The organism is Niveibacterium sp. COAC-50 (assembly GCF_013184235.1).
Lineage (GTDB): Bacteria > Pseudomonadota > Gammaproteobacteria > Burkholderiales > Rhodocyclaceae > Niveibacterium > Niveibacterium microcysteis.
Genome location: NZ_JABCJM010000001.1, coordinates 1,425,809 through 1,445,288, shown reverse-complemented (window position 1 = coordinate 1,445,288; position 19,480 = coordinate 1,425,809). Strand labels below are relative to the sequence as shown.

At 62.4% G+C, this 19,480-nt stretch carries 9 protein-coding genes; 5 read left to right on the top strand and 4 right to left on the bottom strand.

Going from position 1 to position 19,480, the window contains the following annotated elements; translation table 11 throughout:
- Positions 1 to 4: 4 nt before the first annotated feature.
- The 3 genes from HH302_RS06405 to HH302_RS06395 form a co-directional block, all read right to left on the bottom strand.
- Entirely contained in the window at positions 5 to 1,795 is a 1,791-nt protein-coding gene (locus tag HH302_RS06405) for an NAD(P)H-dependent oxidoreductase subunit E (protein WP_172199883.1), read from the bottom strand.
- Between the two features lie 91 nt (positions 1,796 to 1,886).
- Complete coding sequence (locus tag HH302_RS06400) at positions 1,887 to 2,612, bottom strand: 2Fe-2S iron-sulfur cluster-binding protein (RefSeq protein WP_172199880.1); 726 nt, start codon at positions 2,610 to 2,612, stop codon at positions 1,887 to 1,889.
- Positions 2,602 to 4,380, bottom strand: a complete 1,779-nt coding sequence (locus tag HH302_RS06395; RefSeq protein ID WP_172199877.1) for an NAD(P)H-dependent oxidoreductase subunit E — start codon at positions 4,378 to 4,380, stop codon at positions 2,602 to 2,604. Before HH302_RS06395 ends, HH302_RS06400 begins: the two co-directional genes overlap by 11 nt.
- A gap of 266 nt (positions 4,381 to 4,646) precedes the next feature.
- Between HH302_RS06395 and HH302_RS06390 the strand changes: the two genes are divergently transcribed.
- Together HH302_RS06390 and HH302_RS06385 are read left to right on the top strand one after the other, a co-directional pair.
- A complete protein-coding gene (locus tag HH302_RS06390; RefSeq protein ID WP_172199874.1) occupies positions 4,647 to 5,663 on the top strand; it encodes a class 1 fructose-bisphosphatase in 1,017 nt (338 codons plus the stop codon).
- A gap of 35 nt (positions 5,664 to 5,698) precedes the next feature.
- A complete protein-coding gene (locus tag HH302_RS06385; RefSeq protein WP_172199871.1) occupies positions 5,699 to 6,307 on the top strand; it encodes an OmpA family protein in 609 nt (202 codons plus the stop codon).
- Between the two features lie 2 nt (positions 6,308 to 6,309).
- Here HH302_RS06385 and HH302_RS06380 read toward each other — a convergent pair whose 3' ends face one another.
- Positions 6,310 to 7,647 (bottom strand): caspase family protein, encoded by a 1,338-nt coding sequence (locus HH302_RS06380; RefSeq protein ID WP_172199827.1) that lies wholly within the window; start codon positions 7,645 to 7,647, stop codon positions 6,310 to 6,312.
- 304 nt (positions 7,648 to 7,951) lie between these two features.
- On the opposite strand from HH302_RS06380, the gene HH302_RS06375 reads away from it, so the two are divergent.
- The 3 genes from HH302_RS06375 (at position 7,952) to tssA (ending at position 19,442) form a co-directional block, all read left to right on the top strand.
- Positions 7,952 to 9,706, top strand: a complete 1,755-nt coding sequence (locus tag HH302_RS06375) for a ShlB/FhaC/HecB family hemolysin secretion/activation protein (protein WP_172199824.1) — start codon at positions 7,952 to 7,954, stop codon at positions 9,704 to 9,706.
- A gap of 33 nt (positions 9,707 to 9,739) precedes the next feature.
- The gene (locus HH302_RS06370) at positions 9,740 to 18,325 is read left to right on the top strand and encodes a filamentous hemagglutinin N-terminal domain-containing protein (protein ID WP_172199804.1); all 8,586 of its coding nucleotides are present in this window, start codon (positions 9,740 to 9,742) and stop codon (positions 18,323 to 18,325) included.
- 76 nt (positions 18,326 to 18,401) lie between these two features.
- Entirely contained in the window at positions 18,402 to 19,442 is a 1,041-nt protein-coding gene (tssA, locus tag HH302_RS06365; RefSeq protein WP_172199801.1) for a type VI secretion system protein TssA, read from the top strand.
- The last annotated feature ends 38 nt before the right edge of the window (positions 19,443 to 19,480 follow it).

The window sequence follows — 19,480 nt, the reverse complement described above, 5'->3', positions numbered from 1 at the left end:
GCTCTCAATCGCTGTGAATCTGGTCAAGTTGATCCTGCCGCCCGGTCAGCGCACGCGACTCGGTCACCGAGGCATCCAGATCGAAATCGGGCACGAAGTCCGCCTCCGCCAATAGCCGACTGGAGTATTCCTCTGGGAAGCTCTTCATGGTGTCGAGCAAGGTATTCGGCGCGGTTTCTCCCAGGCCGCAATGCGAGTAGCCCTTGACGAAGTCACAGAGCGAACGCACCTGTTCAAGGTCGCGTTTGGTGCCCTGCCCGTCCGCAATCTTGTCGGCATAGTGCTTGAGCATCTGGGTGCCAACGCGGCATGGCGTACAGAAGCCGCATGACTCATGGGCAAAGAAGTGAGCGAACTGCCGCGCCACGTCCACCATGTCGCGCAAGTCATTGAAGACCATGATGCTGCCACCCGTAGCGAGGTCGGCGTAGCTCACGCGGCGGTCGAACTCATCGCGCCCGACGCAGGTACCCGCTGGGCCGCCTACCTGCACCGCTTTGGCGTTCTCCCCGCCGCAGCGTGCGAGCAACTCCCGAACGGTGGTCCCAAGTGGCAGTTCATAGATACCCGGGCGCAGGCAATCGCCGGCAACCGACAGCAACTTGGTGCCGCGCGATTTGGCCTCCCCGTGGCTGGAGAACCACTCTGCGCCCTTCCAGGCGATCTGCGCCGCCTGCACGAAGGACTCAACGTTGTTGTTGATGGTTGATTGACCGAAGAGGCCGATCTTCACTGCAGACGGAGGCCGTACGCGCGGAATGCCGCGTTTGCCTTCCAGCGATTCGAGCAGCGCAGACTGTTCCCCGCATACATAGGCACCCGCCCCAAGGTGGATCCGCAGGTCGAAATCCAGCCCACTCTCACACACGTTGTCGCCCAACAGCCCGGCTGCGCGGCGCTCGGCGAGCACGTTCTGCAAGCCCTCCATCATGTATTCGTACTCACCGCGTACGTACACATAGCCCTTCTTGGCGCCCACAAGCAGTCCGGCAATCGTCATGCCTTCGAACAATTCGTCGGCGTACTTGGCCAGCAGCACGCGGTCCTTGAAGGTACCGGGCTCGCCTTCGTCGGCGTTGCAGGTAATGTAATGGGTGCCCTTCATTTCATAGGCGCCGCGCCACTTACGCCCAACCGGGAAGCCTGCACCGCCGCGCCCTTGGAGTCCGGAACGTTCGACTTCGTCGAGCGTCGCGGGGAGGCCGCGAGCGAGCGCAGTGCGAATCGCCTCACCCGGCGGGATGAAGGTATCGAGCGTGATACCGCGCTCGCGAATTCCGTCGTCGACGTGAAACCAGTCGGCGGGCCACTCGCTGACCGGCACCCTGTGCTCAATCAATGACGCCATTTTCTCGATGCGCGCCTCGGTCATCCGCGTGAAGACGCGGCCGTTCACCAAGCCGGCCGGCGCCTGTTCGCAGTGCCCCGTACATGAAGTCAGCGACACCGTGACGCGCCCGTCTGGCCGCGGCTTGTCAAACGTCACGCCCAGCCGCTCAGCAAGGCGCTTTGCCACAATCTGGCTGCCAGCCATGCGGTCGGTAACTGAGTCGCTGAAATAAACGTCGAACTGACCACGCGGTGTGGTGTGCAGGAAGCTATAGAACTCGACGCAACCGCGCACGCGGGCGATCGGCAAATTGAGCACATGCGCGAAGAACTGGATTGCCTCTTCCGGTACATACGAGCGCGTCGCCTGGACTTCGCGCAGCATCTGCAGAAGGCGATGGCGCGCATGGAGGTGACGCGCTGCAATGTCGTGCAGCGTTGTGGACTGACCGAGGGGGGAAGCCATGTCGTGTCCCGTGGGTTGGTTTCGCTATGCGAATTGATACCCCTCATGGACGACTGCGCTCTTGTCCGGCGTCAACCTGCCGGATCGCGGTTCACTCCGGGCTGGTTGCGCTTGGTGATGCGTCGCCGGATTCGCCAATGTCATGGTGATCGTAGCGACGCTGACCAATCGGTACCGCAAACGCTGCCCGCTTGGGCACGATCGCCCCCACTGGGCACACCTGCGCCGCCACATCACTCGCCGAGAAGCGTGAATCGCCGAGCAGCCCGGTTGCGCTATTGACGACCAGGCGCGCGTGAATGCCCCGCCCGGAGACCCCAAACACCTCTTTGTGGTCCACATCGCGACTTGCTCGCACACACAGCTCGCACAGGATGCAGCGGTCGTGATCGATCATCGTGTCCGGGTGTGAGGCATCAAGCTCGCGCCGTGGGTACTGATGCGCGTAGTGCGTGTCTTCCATGCCAAGGTAGTAGGCGACTGCTTGCAACTGGCAATTGCCGCTTTGCTGGCAGAACGGGCAGTAATGGTTGCCTTCTGCAAAGAGCATTTGCACCACGCGTTTGCGATAGCCCTGGATCTCCGGCGTCTCGCTCTCCACCTTCATGCTTTCGGTGACCGGCTCGAAGCAGGCCGAGGTGAACTTTCCGTTGGCTTTGACCGAGCACAGCTTGCACGAGCCGTGCGGTGGAAACTCCGGGCGATAGCACAGGTGCGGAATGTAGTGCCCGGCTGCCGCTGCAGCCTGGATGATCGTCTGCCCCGCGACGAACGGAGTCGGCGCGCCGTCGAACAAAAAGTGGCCCTTATCCGCCATGTTGCATCTCCTTGCCGCTCATCTGCCGCGCTTCGCTGAGCTCAGCATCCAGATCAAAACCCGGATCGCCGTTTGCGCTGGTCAAGCGGGCCTCGAACGCAGGACGAAAGCGTGTCAGCGCGTCCAACACCGGATTCGGTGCGGTCTGCCCGAGCCCGCAATGGCTCAGTGCGCGCGTCACCCTGCCGGCACCTTCAATCTCGACAAGGTCTGCTGCGCTCGCGTGGCCGTCGGCCACCTTGTCCACCAGTTGCCGGAGAACCGTCGTGCCGACACGGCATGGTGTGCAGAAACCGCATGACTCGTGCTGGAAGAAGCGCGCGAAGTTCTGCACCACGGCGATCACGTCGCGACTCCAGTCAAACACCATCAGCGAACCCGTCGTGGGCATGTCTTCAAACGCGATGCGGCGCCCGAATTCACTTGCGCCAATAAGGTGGCCCGACGGCCCACCGATCTGAATCGCCTGCACCGCGGTGGCGCCGCAATCCGCCAGCACTTCGCTGATCGTGACGCCGAATGGATACTCGAAGATACCGCGGCGCGGCACATCACCAGAGATGGATAACAGCACCGTACCGCGTGACTTTTCCGTGCCCAGCGACGAGAACCATGGCGCCCCCATCGCGGAGATCTGCGCTGCCTGGATGAACGTTTGTACGTTATTCACGACGGTTGGCTTGTCGGCATAGCCCCGAACAGCGGGGAATGGCGGCCGCACTCGCGCCTGGCCCCGTTTGCCCTCGAGCGATTCGATCAGTGCCGACTCCTCGCCGCAGATGTACGCGCCGGCCCCAAGGTGAATCCCAATGTCAAAGTCGAAGCCAGCGCCAATCACATTGCTGCCAAGCAGCCCTTCTTCCCTGCGCCGCTCAAGTACGGATTCGAGATGCGGCAACATGTACTCATACTCACCGCGAAGGTAGAGAAAGCCCTGGCGTGCGCCAACCACGAATCCGGCCAGCGCCATGCCCTCGAAGAGCTCGTCCGCAAAGCGTGTCAGCAACACGCGGTCCTTGAAGGTACCGGGCTCGCCCTCATCCGCGTTGCACACCACGAAGCGCTGAACGCCCGGTGCCTCAAGGCAGAAGCGCCACTTGTGTGCTGTCAGGTAGCCCGCTCCACCACGCCCGCGCAGGCCCGAATGCGCCAATTCGGTCAAGGTACTGGCGGCCCCTCTTGCAACGGCGGCCTTCAATGCCGCGCCAGGCGCCATCGCCAGTTCCAGCATCGGGCCCGGGTGCCGAATGTTGTCGCGCACCGCAAACCAATCACGGGGCCAGGCTTCCAGTGCGATCCCCGCATCAACCAGGTCGGCCATCTCATCGATGCGGGCCGCGTCGAGCCGCGTCACGGCCAATCCGTTGACCAAGGCCGCCGGTCCCTGATCGCTCATGCCGGTACACGAGGTGAGATCCACGGTGACCGCGCCATCGCCGCGGGGCACACCGGCGGAAACGCCCAGCCGCTCGCACAGTCGCTGCATCAGCGTGCGGGCGCCGAGCATCTGGTCGGTGATGTTGTCCGAAAAGCGGATGTCGTAGCGGCCGCGGGGCGTCTCATGCAGGAAGGCGTAGAACTCCACCACGCCCTGGACTTGGGAGAGCGGCACGCCCAAGTGGCGCGCAAAGAACTGCATCGCCGCCTGCGGCACGTGCGAGTACGAAGCCTGCACCGCGCGCAGCATTTGCAGCAACTGGTACGGATCGTCTTGGTAGCGTGCAGATATTCTTGCAAGCACCCGATCCAGGCTGGACGACAGCGGCATCGCTTTCCTCCGCACGTATGCCCGGCAGCGTCGGGCTACAGTTCATTCTAGGCGCCGGGTGAGCGGTGCTTTTGCGCGGCGTCAGGGAAATCGGGCCAGCAGGCAGTCGCAAAGGTTGGCATCGCCAGGAATGGTCGCCGCACCTCGGGGGATCCCCACTATTGCGCCAGGCAACGAAACGACATACTGGCGCTAATCAACCGGGGCGCCAGCAGGATTCGGGGGAATCGCAGGGCCCGTCATGACGCATGGGGATGGGGGACACGATGGAACGCATCACGCTCACGCAATACCTGCTCGAACAACAGCGGGACCGCAATGTCATCACAGCCGATCTGCGACTGTTGATTGAAGTGGTTGCTCGCGCTGTTCGCGCGATCAGTGTCAATGTCGGCAAAGCCAACATTTCAAGCACGATCGGCGCCGGGTACGGGTCGGACGACGAAGTGCCACCACACACCGAGCCGATTCACCAGGTGGCCAATGAAATCCTGCTGATGTCCAACGAATGGGGTGGCCACCTCGCGGCGATGGCGTCGGACACCATGAGCGAACCCTACGTCATCCCGAATCGCTATCCGAAGGGTGAATACCTGCTGGTGTTCAATCCGCTCGATGCCACGAACAACCTGGAATACAACGTTTCCGTCGGAACCATCTTCTCCGTGCTTCACTGCCCTGAGGGGCAGACGCCGGATACCAAGGCCTTCCTGCAACCAGGAGCCCGCCAGCACGCCGCGGGCTACGCCCTTTATGGACCCCAGACGCTGTTGGTGCTGACCGTTGGCGCCGGCGTCGTCGGTTTTACGCTCGATCGCGAGTTCGGTACCTGGTTCCTGACACAGCGGGATATGCAGATTCCAGCCGAGACGAAGGAGTTCGCAATCAACCACTCCAACGCACGGCTCTGGGATGCACCGATCAAGCGATATATCGACGAGTTGCTGGCTGGTAAGGATGGGCCTCGCGGCAAGGATTTCAACATGCGATGGGTGGCCTCGATGGTCGCCGACATGCACCGCTTGATCACGCGCGGAGGCGTTTTCATCTACCCGAAGGACAAGCGCGATCCGACCAAACCTGGGCGGCTGCGGCTGCTATACGAGGCGAGCCCGATGGCGATGATTGTGGAACAGGCCGGTGGGATGGCATCGACGGGGACCGGCCGCATCCTCGACGTACAGCCCGACGCGTTGGATCAGCGGATCCCGGTGGTGATGGGGTCGCGGTCTGAAGTCGAGCGCTTGGTGCGCTACTACGAGGAGATGGCGCCAGCCAATTGACGCGCGACTCTCGGGCATGCGGCGGAGCGTGATCCATGAGCTTGACAGAAATTCCTGCTGGGCTAACGTGCAAACGAAACCACCCAACACAGCAGGAATTCCCAATGTCATCGAAACTCCGCCGTCTTGCCCCCTCCTTGCTGGCGAGCATGCTGCTTCATGTTTCTGGCGCCTATGCAGAGGAGGTCATCGACCTCGGGACCCGAGTGCCGGACGCTAAAACCGTGGCTGAGGGGTTGTTCCCCGAAGACACCTGCAAGGAACTCGAGGCGAGCGGATTCAAGTGCATGGGCTTCAAGCCCGCGGTGCGCTTTTCATTGCCCGGCGCCTCCTTCGCGCGCGGCTCTTCCGAACTCAGCGATCAACTCAAGAACCAGCTCGACGCGTTTGCAGAAGTACTCAAGACCAAGACCGATACGAGCTACAAGATCGTGATCGAAGGGCACACGGACATTACCGGCCCTGATGCACTCAATGACAAACTCTCGTTCCGCCGCGCACAAGCGGTGCGTAGCTACTTGATCGCAAAGGGCGCGCAGCCGGGGCAGCTCGAAGCGGCCGGCATGGGATCGAAGAAGTTGCGTAACCCGAAGGATCCTGCCGGCGGCGAAAACCGTCGTGTTGAGATCGGCCGCCAGCAGTAAGGCTACTTCCGGGTATTGTCGAGCGTGGGCGGCGGCGTGAAGCCGAGCGCCCTCGCCCGCCCCTCGTAGCGCGATGCGAGATGGGGCTGATCCGTCGCACGGTAATGCAGGGCCAGCTCATAACTTGCAATACCGTTGCCAAGCTCCACGGCCAACTGCAGCCAACCCTCCCAGCGCTTCAAGTCTGCCGCGATGCGGTGCGTGCCATCGCGATACATGCGCCCGATGCGGGCGGCAGCGTCCTTGTCGCCGCGAACAACCTTGCCGAGATCGCTGCGGTAATCACTGTCACCGACGTCGGTCGCGAACGCACTGCGATACAACCGCACATCGCGCGATCCCAGCGCCGTTGCTGCTTCGCGCGCGCCGTCTCGCGCAACCGTTGCGCTTGCGGCAAAGCGCCCCTCTGGATAGGCGCGCAGGTAATTCTCCGCGCGACTGATCACGTCGGCTGGCCACGTCGCAGCCTCAACCTCCGCCCAAGCGCCCTGCTCGTCCGCGGCCATCGGTACAGTCTCCGTCCCAAGGCCCAGGCGCGTACGTTGACGGGTGTTCTCCGCGATATACGGGATCTGCGCGATCTGTCGTATGGCGCGCACAGGATGGCTCTCCATCGTTCGCGTCACATCGGTCTTGACCATGCGGAAGAAGTCGGAGAACGACACGTCGTCCGGCGCTTGCTTCAAAACCTTGACGAACGAGCCTGTGTAGAAAGTGTTCTGCGCTGGATCGACCGGTGAGATCGCCGGGCGTCCAGCGCCGGTGGCGAAGGCAACCAGCGCGCCAGGCGGTGGCTCGATCTGATTGAGACCATCTGTGTCCCGCGTAACCGAACTGATCGACGTCCGGCACGCATCGATGACGGCCATGGTCAAACCCTCCGGCCGCTGCGGCAAGATGTCCAGAACATCCCGCCGCAGCCGGATTGCCTGCCCCAACAGATCGCGCGCTGCACTCGCTGGATTGAGCCCCGCCGACAACAACAGATTTTCGGCCTCCACCTGCACGCCATGTCCTGAGAAGAAGAACAGCGCCACAGCATCTGGGCCCGCCGCCCGCACGCGATTCGCGAAATCACGGATAGCACCAAGAAAGGCGGGTGTAACCAGATCGGCGGCCGTCGCGACCTGAAAGCCGCGTAGTTCGAGCGCAGCACTAACGTCGCGAATGTTCTTCGGAATCGGTGGCAAATCAAACGGATCGGGGTACAGGTGGTTACCCACAACCAGCGCCAGGCGCTTCTGACCCTGTGTTGCGCCAAGCCGAGTGGCCGCTGCGAGCAAGGGCAGCGCAAGAAAGTGGCGGCGCGAGATCGACAGCGTGGCGGATGTGCGGCGCATTGAGGGCGATCCAGTGTTTCGATGAGCCTGGATTGTAGGCACAAGAACACCATCACCAGAGCAAGTTGGCGGCCAATAATCTTGCAGGATGCGTAACGCTGCACACACATCGCCGCTTGCCGACGGCATACTTCGCAAATATGCGAGGCATTTTTATCGTGCTGTCGCCTTGACACCCGGCAATACCCGCTCTGCTGCATAAGCAGTTGTTTTGGTTATTGCAAATCAGCCCAGTGTTTCCGGTCGCAGGCAGGGTTCACCGCCCGGTTTCGGAAGTGCGGCAACGAGCAAACGAGGTTTCCGATTGCGTCACCTGCTTAGTCCGCACTGCACCGAACACAAGATGCCCTGGCCGCTCGCTGCACGCCGTTTGGCTCTGCTTCTCTTGCTGACTGTCGTCGGTAGCGCCCATGCACAGACAGCGCCCATTCGGCCCGTCGTCCCCCGAATCGAAGAGCTCAAGCGCGACGTGGAACAGGCAGCCCCGCAGCGCGAGGACGAGGCCAAGCCACCGACTGCGCCTGCTGCGCCGACTCGTGAGTTGGGCAAGCCGGCGGAAGACATGCGGATTGATGTGCGCGGTTACAAGGTCACCGGCTTGACCGAGGCAAACCCGCAAGAGCTTGAGCAGCTGCTTCAGCAATTTTCGGGCAGTGCACGCAGCTATGAGGACATCTCAAACGCAGCCGCTGCCGCCACCGAGTATCTGCAAAGCGAACTCGGCTATTACCTTGGCTACGCCTACCTTCCGGAACAGACGCCGAAAGACGGGATCATCGAAATTGCGGTCATGGAGGGGCGTCTTGACCAGATCTCACTTGAGTGGAATCCCAAGAGTCTGATTCGCCAGAGCGTCATTGAGTCGCACCTGGCGGCGATCCAGCCGGGTGCCATCATCAAGGTGCGCGACGTCGAACGCCTCGTTTTTGTTCTCAATGATTTGCTCGGCGGGAGTGCTCGTTTCGAGGTCAAGTCCGGTCGTCTTCCGGGCACTGCCACCTTGGTGGTCATACCGGAGCCGGACGCGCGCTACACCGGCCAGGTCACGCTGGACAACCTGGGGTCGCGCTATTCCGGCGAGTATCGGCTAGGTGTCGGCGGATCGGTGATGAGCCCACTGGGGCTTGGCGACGGACTTTCTTTGAACGGCATGGTGTCGCAAACCGGCGGTCTTGGATTCGGGCTGTTGAACTACACGGTGCCGGTGTCCCGTTACGGCTTCAAGCTCGGCGTGTCGCTATCGCACATGCGCTATCGCCTGAACGAGGACGACTTCCCGCTTGGGCTGACGGGCACCACCGACGCGTATTCCCTGTTCGCGCTCTATCCCGTGGTGCGTGGGCGCAACCTCAATCTGTTTGCGCAACTAGGCTGGGACCGCAAAGACTTCGTCGATAGCCAGACCGCCCTTGATATCGAGAGCCGGAAGCAAACGCGCTTGGTGTGGACGGGCCTCGCGGGCGACTCGCGAGACCTGTTGCTCGGAGGCGGCATCATGTCATTCAGCGCATTGCTTGCCAGCGGGAAGGTGGTGCCTGAGAACCCAGCCGAGGGGCTCGACAATCATCGAAGCTTCACAAAGCTCGGTCTTTCCGCATCACGCCTTCAAGCGATCATTCCCAATCGGTTTCTGCTTTTCGCGCGATACAACGGGCAGGTTGCATTCGCGAACCTGGACTCGACAGAGCGTTTCAGCCTCGGTGGTGAGTCTGGCGTACGCGCCTACGCACCAGGCGAAGGGGCCGGCGACAGTGCGCACGTCGGGACCTTGGAATTCCGCTTTCTCCCGCCAGCGCAATGGTTCTACATCGCACGCGAACTTTCGCTGTCGGCCTTTGGTGACTGGGGCTACGCTAAGTTGAGGCACGACGTTTCCAGGCAGCCGCACGGGTTCGACAATTCGGTCTACCTCGCCGGTGGCGGCCTTGGCCTGACCTGGGAACGACCGCAGCGCAGCACGGTTCGCGCGTCAGTAGCCTGGCGGGCGACCGGGCCGGGCACCAGTGACTCGGCAGACCGTCTGCCCCGCTTCTACTTCGTTGCAACGCAAGCATTCTGATCCCGTTCGCCAACCGACCAAGGCTCAAGCACGATGGCAAACAACCCCAACGCCCGCCGCACTATCACGCTGCCTCGTCGAACGATCCTTGCGAACGCGATTGCAATGGCGCTGTTGGGTTGCGACGTTGCGTACGCACTGCCCACAGATCCTGTCGTGGAAACGGGGCAGGCGGCAATCAAGAGTGCTGCGCCCAACGCCTTGACAGTCCGTCAGACCACCGACAAGGCGGTCATCAACTGGCGGAGTTTCGGCATCGGCGCGGGAGAGTCAGTGGAGTTTGCCCAGCCGTCGTCTAGTGCCGTCGTCCTCAATCGCGTTCTCGGCATGGATCCGAGCCAACTGCTGGGTGACCTCAAAGCCAACGGCCGCGTATTCCTCGTCAACCCAAATGGCATCGTGTTTGGCCGCAATGCTCGGGTCGACGTTGGTGGGCTGGTTGCATCAACGCTGTCGCTCTCTACACAAGACTTCCTCGCAAATCGACTGCGCTTCACCAACGATGGCAGCGCTGGCGTTGTCCGCAATGAAGGGGCCATCACCGCCGGCTCCGGCGGGATCGCGTTGATAGCGCCGAGCGTCGCGAACCAAGGCAACTTGCGGGCTGACGGGGCGAGCGTTGGCTTGATCGCTGGTGACACAGTACTGGTGGATGTTGACGGCGACGGGTTGATGGCCTTCCGCGTCGAAAGTGGCGCACTGGCGCCTCGCATCGAACAACTCGGGCGCATACAGGCTGATGGTGGTTCGGTCAGCCTGCAGGCAAAGGCACGAGCAGTGCTGTCTGACACCGTCCTGAACATGGAGGGCGTAGTTCAGGCGCGTGGGATCGGACAGAAGAGCGGTCGAATTGTGCTGGATGGTGGTCCGTCCGGCATCACCCGCGTGGCCGGAACCCTCGATGCCACGTCATCGCAGGGCCGGGGCGGCGACATAAGCGTCACGGGCGAGAAGGTATTGATCGACGCCTCTGGCAAACTCGACGGTTCTGGGGTAAGCGGCGGAGCTATCCGGATCGGCGGCGGGATCCGCGGGGCCGATCGCTCGATAGAGAACGCCGATCAAGTCCATATTGCCGATGGCGCATTTCTGCAAGCAGATGGCAGCGACTTCGGTGCTGGTGGATCGCTTGTCGTTTGGTCAAATCGAAGCACCTACGTGGGCGGCGCACTCAGCACACAGGGTAAATCCGGCGGCTTTATTGAGACGTCCTCCGCGGGCCATCTCGATATTGCGGGCACACCAAATGCGGGCGTTGGCGGAAGCTGGTTGATCGACCCGCTCAACATCGAGATCGTTGCGGGCAACAGCGTTACCAACGCGACAGGCTCGTCGCCGTTCAGCCCGACGGCAACTGGCTCGCAAATTGGGGTTAACAAGATCGAAGGAGCCCTCGACGCAGGGACAACCGTCACGGTAACGACCGTTGGTAGTGGTTCTGCCGCCGAGAATGGCGACATCACCCTGACAGCCGATCTCAAATACACACGCACTGGCGATAACGGGCAGCTAGTTCTGGATGCAGCAGGGAGCGTCATTCTTAATGGGAAGATCTCCGGCGACACTGACACAACCCGGCTCAATCTGACGCTGCAGAGCGGAACGGGAAGCATCCAGCTCAATAACTCAACGATTGATCTTAAGAATGGAAGTTTCACTGCTAGCGGCCCAACGAGCCTTCTAAAGGACGTTACGATCACGGCCCAGAGTGGTGCGAGCTTTGGGAAGGTCAACGGCGCGCACGCACTCGCCATCAACACCTCCGGAACCGCTTCCTTCTCCGATGCGGTTGGAGGAACGGCTCCGCTATCCAGCCTTACGGTGAGTGGCGCAACCAATGCACTCGGGGTCAAAACCAACGGTGCCCAAACATTCAACGGCGTTGCGACACTCAATGGCGCCTACACGACGGGCGGTGGCGACTTTTCCGCGGGTGGCGCGGTTACGTTGGGCGGCGATACGTCGATCACTGCGGGCGCTGGCGCGATTACGTTCAGCGGCACGGTGAATGGCGCCCATTCACTTAGCACATCGAACAGCGCGAGTACCTCATTCGTTGGGGCTGTCGGCAACAGCACCCCCCTGAGCAGCCTGACAGTCAGCGCTGGTATCGCGAATTCAGCGCAAACCGTCACAACAAGCGGTACGTCAAGCCTCACAGCAGCCACAATCAGTGCTAACGGCATCTCTGCTGGCGGTGACATCACACTAACCGGTGCAGTCAGCCTGAAGGGGGCCATCGCAACGTCGAATGACGCATTGAGCGTATTTGGTGCGACAACCCTGACGGGTGCTACAACGATCAACACCGGCAGTGGGGCCATCATTTTTGACGGTTCAGTGGATGGTGCGCAGTCCCTCTCCACCATCTCATCTGCTGGTACGAGCTTTGGTGCAGGCGTAGGTCTCAGTACCCGGCTTGGCAGCCTTTCCGTAACAGGCCCAGTGGACGCGCGTGGCGTAAACGCATCGGGCGCGATTGCCATCGGCGGGCCGGCGACGCTACTGGGCGCATACTCGACAACCGGTGGCGATTTTGGAGTCACTGGTGCAACCACCCTCGCCGGCCCCACTTCTGTCAGCACCGGCAGTGGCGCGATCAGCTTTGGCGGCACGGTCGACGGCGCGCATGCACTGAGCACCACCAACACCGGCAGCACTACGTTCAGTGGCACGGTCGGCGGCAGCAGCCCGCTCACCACCCTCACCGCCTCTGCGGGCAACTTCAACGCAGCCCAAGCGATCAGCACCAGCGGTGCGGTGAGCGTCACGGCCACCAGCATCGCGCTCAAGAACCTCAGCGCCGGTGGCGATGTGGCGCTCAACGGCGCCACAACGCTCAATGGCAGCTACACCACCAGCAACGACGCGTTTGCCGTCACGGGTGCAAGCACCCTCGCGGGTGACACCACGGTCAGCACCGGCACGGGGACGATCAGCTTCGGCGCCACGGTCGACGGCGCGCATGCACTGAGCACCACCAACACCGGCAGCACCACGTTCGGCGGCACGGTCGGCGCCAGCAGCCCGCTCACCACCCTCACCGCCTCGGCGGGCAGCTTCAACGCAGCCCAAGCGATCAGCACCAGCGGTGCGGTGAGCGTTACGGCGACGAGCATTGGCCTGAAGAATCTCGCCGCCGGGGGCGATGTGGCACTCAACGGCGCCACGACGCTCGATGGCAGCTACACCACCAGCAACGACGCGTTTGCCGTCACGGGTGCAAGCACCCTCGCGGGTGACACCACGGTCAGCACCGGCACGGGGACGATCAGCTTCGGCGGCACGGTCGACGGCGCGCATGCACTGAGCACCACCAACACCGGCAGCACCACGTTCGGCGGCACGGTCGGCGCCAGCAGCCCGCTCACCACCCTCACCGCCTCGGCGGGCAGCTTCAACGCAGCCCAAGCGATCCGCACCAACGGTGCGGCGAGCATCACGGCCACCAGCATTGCGCTGAAGAACCTCACCGCCGGTGGCGATGTGGCGCTCAACGGTGCCACGACGCTCGCTGGCAGCTACACCACCAGCAACGATGCGTTTGCAGTCACCGGCGCAACGACCCTCGCCGGCGACACCACGGTCAGCACCGGCAGCGGTGAAATTCGTTTCGATGGATCGGTGGATGGCGCTCGGTCGCTCACACTTACCAACAATGGCACCACTCGCCTGGCAGGTGCAGTGGGTGCTGCGACACCGCTGTCGAATCTAACCATTGATGGCGGTGGCACGATCCAACTAGCGGTTGAGGGCGTCAGCTATCCCAATATCGCCACCGTCACGACCACCGGCAACCAGACGTACGCCGACCCGGTCACGCTTGAAAGACCGACCTTTCTGAAAAGTACTGGCGCGTCAGTCGTTCTCGTCTACGCCCCCGTTACGGGCGGGAACGGCTTTGCGACGAGAAACGGAGGCGGAGCGGGCTGCGACAGCCTGGCTGGCACATTCTCGGCCAGCGGCAGCATGCCCTGTCTTAACCTGCTCGGCGCCGTTACCCTGAACGCCACCGGGACACTCACCTTCAGCGGACTGGTTGACGGCGCCTACGCACTCACACTCAACGGGAACTTCGACAAGACTTTCAGCGCGCTGGTTGGAAGCACCATGCATCTTGCCAGCCTCACCAGCACGGGCTCCGGGACCACGCAACTCATTGGCGTCGAAACGAGCGGCGGCGCGATCTCGATCGGCGGCGATGCCGCGCTCAGCGGCAACTACATCACCTCTGGTGGCAATTTTGGGGTCACCGGCGCAACAACCCTTGCCGGCGACACGACGGTCAGCACTGGCAGTGGTGCGATCAGCTTCGGCAGCACCGTGAACGGCGCGCATGCACTGAGCACCACCAATACCGGCAGCACGACCTTCAGCGGCACGGTCGGCGGCAGCAGCCCGCTCACCACCCTCACCGCCTCGGCGGGCAGCTTCAACGCAGCCCAAGCGATCACCACCAGCGGTGCGGTGAGCGTTACGGCGACGAGCATTGGCCTGAAGAATCTCACCGCCGGTGGCGATGTGGCGCTCAACGGTGCCACGACGCTCGATGGCAGCTACACCACCAGCAACGACGCGTTTGCCGTCACGGGTGCAAGCACCCTCGCGGGTGACACCACGGTCAGCACCGGCACGGGGGCGATCAGCTTTGGTGGAACGGTCGACGGCGCGCATGCACTGAGCACCACCAACACCGGCAGCACCACGTTCAGCGGCACGGTCGGCGCAAGCAGCCCGCTCACCACCCTCACCGCCTCGGCGGGCAGCTTCAACGCAACCCAAGCGATCCGCACCAACGGTGCGGTCAGCGTCACGGCCACCAGCATTGCGCTGAAGAGCCTCACCGCCGGTGGCGATGTGGCGCTCAACGGTGCCACGACGCTCGATGGCAGCTACACCACCAGCAACGACGCGTTTGCAGTCACCGGCGCAACGACCCTCGCCGGCGACACCACGGTCAGCACCGGCACGGGGGCGATCAGTTTTGGCGCCACCGTAAACGGCGCTCACTCGCTTCTGCTCACGAACACCGGCACGACCCGCCTCAGTGGCGCCGTTGGCGCCACGACACCACTCTCAAGCCTGACCATCACGGGAGGCGGTTTGACGCAGTTGGCGGTGGCCGGCACCAGCTATCCCAATATCGCAAGCGTTACAACAACGTACGACCAGACTTACGACGACCCGGTGCAGCTTGAGCAACCGACTTTCCTCAAGAGCATCTCAGGGTCGATTAATGGACTCGTGTCGTTAGACCGTGCGGGCAACGGCTTTGCAAAGCGCGACGGTTTCGTTGGTGGGTGCGACAGTATCGCTGGCACGTTCTCAGCCAGTGGCAGCATGCCCTGTCTTAACCTGCTCGGCGCCGTTACCCTGAACGCCACCGGGACACTCACCTTCAGCGGACTGGTTGACGGCGCCTACGCACTCACACTCAACGGGAACTTCGACAAGACTTTCAGCGCGCTGGTTGGAAGCACCATGCATCTTGCCAGCCTCACCAGCACGGGCTCCGGGACCACGCAACTCATTGGCGTCGAAACGAGCGGCGGCGCGATCTCGATCGGCGGCGATGCCGCGCTCAGCGGCAACTACATCACCTCTGGTGGCAATTTTGGGGTCACCGGCGCAACAACCCTTGCCGGCGACACGACGGTCAGCACTGGCAGTGGTGCGATCAGCTTCGGCAGCACCGTGAACGGCGCGCATGCACTGAGCACCACCAATACCGGCAGCACGACCTTCAGCGGCACGGTCGGCGGCAGCAGCCCGCTCACCACCCTCACCGCCTCGGCGGGCAGCTTCAACGCAGCCCAAGCGATCACCACCAGCGGTGCGGTGAGCGTTACGGCGACGAGCATTGGCCTGAAGAATCTCACCGCCGGTGGCGATGTGGCGCTCAACGGTGCCACGACGCTCGATGGCAGCTACACCACCAGCAACGACGCGTTTGCCGTCACGGGTGCAAGCACCCTCGCGGGTGACACCACGGTCAGCACTGGCACAGGGGCGATCAGCTTCGGCGGCACGGTCGACGGCGCGCATGCACTGAGCACCACCAACACCGGCAGCACCACGTTCAGCGGCACGGTCGGCGCAAGCAGCCCGCTCACCACCCTCACCGCCTCGGCGGGCAGCTTCAACGCAACCCAAGCGATCCGCACCAACGGTGCGGTCAGCGTCACGGCCACCAGCATTGCGCTGAAGAGCCTCACCGCCGGTGGCGATGTGGCGCTCAACGGTGCCACGACGCTCGATGGCAGCTACACCACCAGCAACGACGCGTTTGCCGTCACGGGTGCAAGCACCCTCGCCGGCGACACCACGGTCAACACCGGCACGGGGGCGATCAGCTTCGGCGGCACCGTTGACGGCGCGCATGCACTGAGCACCACCAACACCGGCAGCACCACGTTCAGCGGCACGGTCGGCGCCAGCAGCCCGCCCACCACCCTCACCGCCTCGGCGGGCAGCTTCAACGCAGCCCAAGCGATCAGCACAAACGGTGCGGTCAGCGTTACGGCCACCAGCATTGGCCTGAAGAACCTCACCGCCGGTGGCGATGTGGCGCTCAACGGTGCCACGACGCTCGATGGCAGCTACACCACCAGCAACGACGCGTTTGCGGTGACGGGTACAACCACCCTCGTCGGCGACACTACCGTTAGCACTGGCAGCGGCTCAATCTCGTTCTCCGATCGAGTCGACGGTGGCCGCAGTTTAATCCTCGACAGCGCCAAGGCCACGGAGCTTTCAAGTCTGGTTGGGAGCAGTGCTGCGCTCACTATGCTCGATGTAACGGGCCCAGCGAGCCTGCATGGCGTGCAGACAAGTGGCTCGCAACACTACGGCTCTGCTGTTTTGCTGACGAACACGTTCGGCGCCTCAGCTGGCACGATCACTTTTGACGGTCCGGTAACGTTAGGCGGAAATGTCGCCGTGCGCGCCAATACAGTGGCCGTTCGTGCGCCAATCGACGGACCACACGCTTTGATGCTCGACGCTGCGACGCGAATTACGATCAGCGGAGCGGTCGGTGCAACCGCCGCCCCGACGTCGCTGATAGCTAGCGCAGTAGACCGAATTGACGTTGCAGCGTCGTCCATCACGACACGCGGAGACCAGCACTGGAATGGGGCCGTTTGGCTGAATAGCGACGCTCGACTCGTCAGCCAGGAAGCGGGGTCGATCGTTTTCAACGGCGCCATCAATAGTGCTAACGGCTCGTCGCTAACGGCCGAAACAGCAGGCGTTACACGGTTCACGCGCGCCCTGGGAGTCGAAGGCGCGCTGGGCCGCGTCGCGACTGATTACTCGGGTTCGGCCGGTGACAAAACGGAGTTCGCTTTTGGAACCGCTGGCCCGTCCGTTCGTACGACGGGCGACATCGTCATTCGAGACGCAGTGGTAAGCGACGGTCCTTTGACCTTGAACGCCGGTGGCAGCGTTATTGCGACCAACACCGCCAATCGTTGGGCCGCACCGGGCAACGCTCTGAATATCGACGCGAACAGCGCAGAAGTTCGTAGCTCGAATTCGCTGCGTCTTGGAGACGTCCATCTGCGCGCGGGCGGCGACATCACGGCCGACCAGGTCGTCACCTTTGGCGGCGACCTGGTGTTGGACGGCGGAACGCTGGTGGTGACAAGTAACGCGACGCCAACAGTATTGGGCCACTACTCCGATCCCGCGCTCCTTGCCCGCGCCGGCCAGGCAGGCGTTCCTTCACTTCGTTTTGGTTCGGCCGATTTGCAGGAATACAGCGCGACGATCTCACAAGAGGCGGGCTCGTCCATCAATACCGCCGCGGGTAGTCTGCTCGCCTTGCGATCCACCGGTGGCGGCTCTATCAACATCGAAGGGACAACGAACACCCTACATGGCGACGTCTCCGCCATCAGCGGTACTTATAGCGATGCCAATCGGTTTAGCCAGACCGCGAAATCAATCCCGGTGAGCTTTGTCCGGCTCAGCTCAGACCAAATCAATGTGGCCGGCTCCCCCAGGGCCGATCTTTCGGCCCCCGCGTCAGGGCTGCTCGCCGACGCCATTAAGATCACCAGCACCCATCTTCGGACCGGCACCGACAGCCTCATCAAAGCCCGTCTGCCTTACATCGATGCCCAGGGTGTGCCTACCTCGTTGCCAGGCGTGGTCTTTGACATTCTTCCTGCAGGGCTGACGAGCCAAGGGTTTGGCTCCCCGTCTCAAGGTGACTGGATCCGGATCCAGATCGGTGACGAGGGCCGCGGCGGGTTCGTAACGCTGAACCCGAAGGGCGCATTTCGACCAGACTTCGCTGTATTTGCCGGTGGTTCGACGAGCCAGATTCCCTTCTACGATGGCACGAACGTAAGCACTGAGATTCAGATCTTCTACAACGGCGCCCTGCCTCAGTCCGCGAACCTCGTCGGCGCCCTGACCGCCGTCTCAGCCATTGCGGAGGATGCACGTCGCCAGAAGATTGAAGATGCGGTGCGGACGGAGAACGTTACGCGGCGCCTGCGCAGCGGCGTCATCGCTGAGGTAGGCCCCGGCCGCCCCGCCACGACCGACGTTGACGGGCTGCGTCGTCCAGAAACTTGTGATCCGGACGCTAATTCGCTGTCATGCAAGTAGTCGTAACGCACCTCATGCGTGCAGAATATCGGGATAGCGCCGTGCCACGCAGGTCGGTGACTCCGGAGGGGACAAAGTGAATATCGACGAAGCACTCAAGCCAGTGTCAGATTCATCACCCTGTGGTCCGAACCTTGAGTACGACCCAGAGTTTCTGGAACTGGAGGAAGCGGCCAAAGCTCAGCCAGACCAGGAGTTCGGGACGACCGACGGCTCCGGCGTGCGTCGCATCGAAGGGAATGGCCCAGACTGGGCCTTGGTGAGTCGTATTGCCACTTCGCTGCTAACACGTTCGAAGGACCTGCGCGTTGCGATGCAACTGCTTCGGGCTTCGACCCACATTGACGGCTTTGCGGGATTTGTCCAGGGCATTACGCTGATTCAGCGGCTTCTCGAAACCTACTGGGACGCACTTCATCCCGAGCTGGATGCGGAGGACGACAATGACCCGACCATGCGCGTCAACGCGCTGACGCCGCTGACTGCGGTAGAGGCTGTCGTCGGTGATCTGCGCGAAGCATGGTTGGTCCGCTCGCGACAGGCAGGTGCCCTCACCGTACGCGATATCGAGGTGGCTGCTGGTCGCCTGCCGCCGCGATCCGAGAGTCCGCTGAGCGAAGCGCAAGTGAGCGGCATGCTGTCCGCAGGTATCGCTGACGATCCTGAACTACCGGCACGAGTCCGCGCCTCATTCGAAATCATCAAAGCCATCGAGAGCTACATTGCCGACAAGGTTGGCGGTGCCCAATCGCTTGATCTAAAACCAATCTTGGGGACGCTGTTTTCAGTGCGCCAGTTCGTCGATCGACTTGCTCCCCAGACGGCCGAGACCGCCGCGGAGTCGGAAACGGCTGGTGCGCAGCCCGGCGAATCCGACCGTCAAGGGGTAGTCGTCACGAGGCCAGGCGAAATTCGATCTCGCGAGGATGTTGTCACGACACTTGAACGGATGTGCGAGTACCTTGCCAGAACGGAGCCGAGCAACCCAGTGCAACTGGTCCTGCGACGTGCTCAGCGAATGATGAATATGAATTTCCTTGAGCTGCTGAACGATCTTGCTCCAGACGGCCTGTCGCAGGCTGAGAAGATTGTCGGAGCCAAGCTTGAAAACGAGTAATGACCATCGCGGTCCCCTCGACGGGGATCACGCTAATA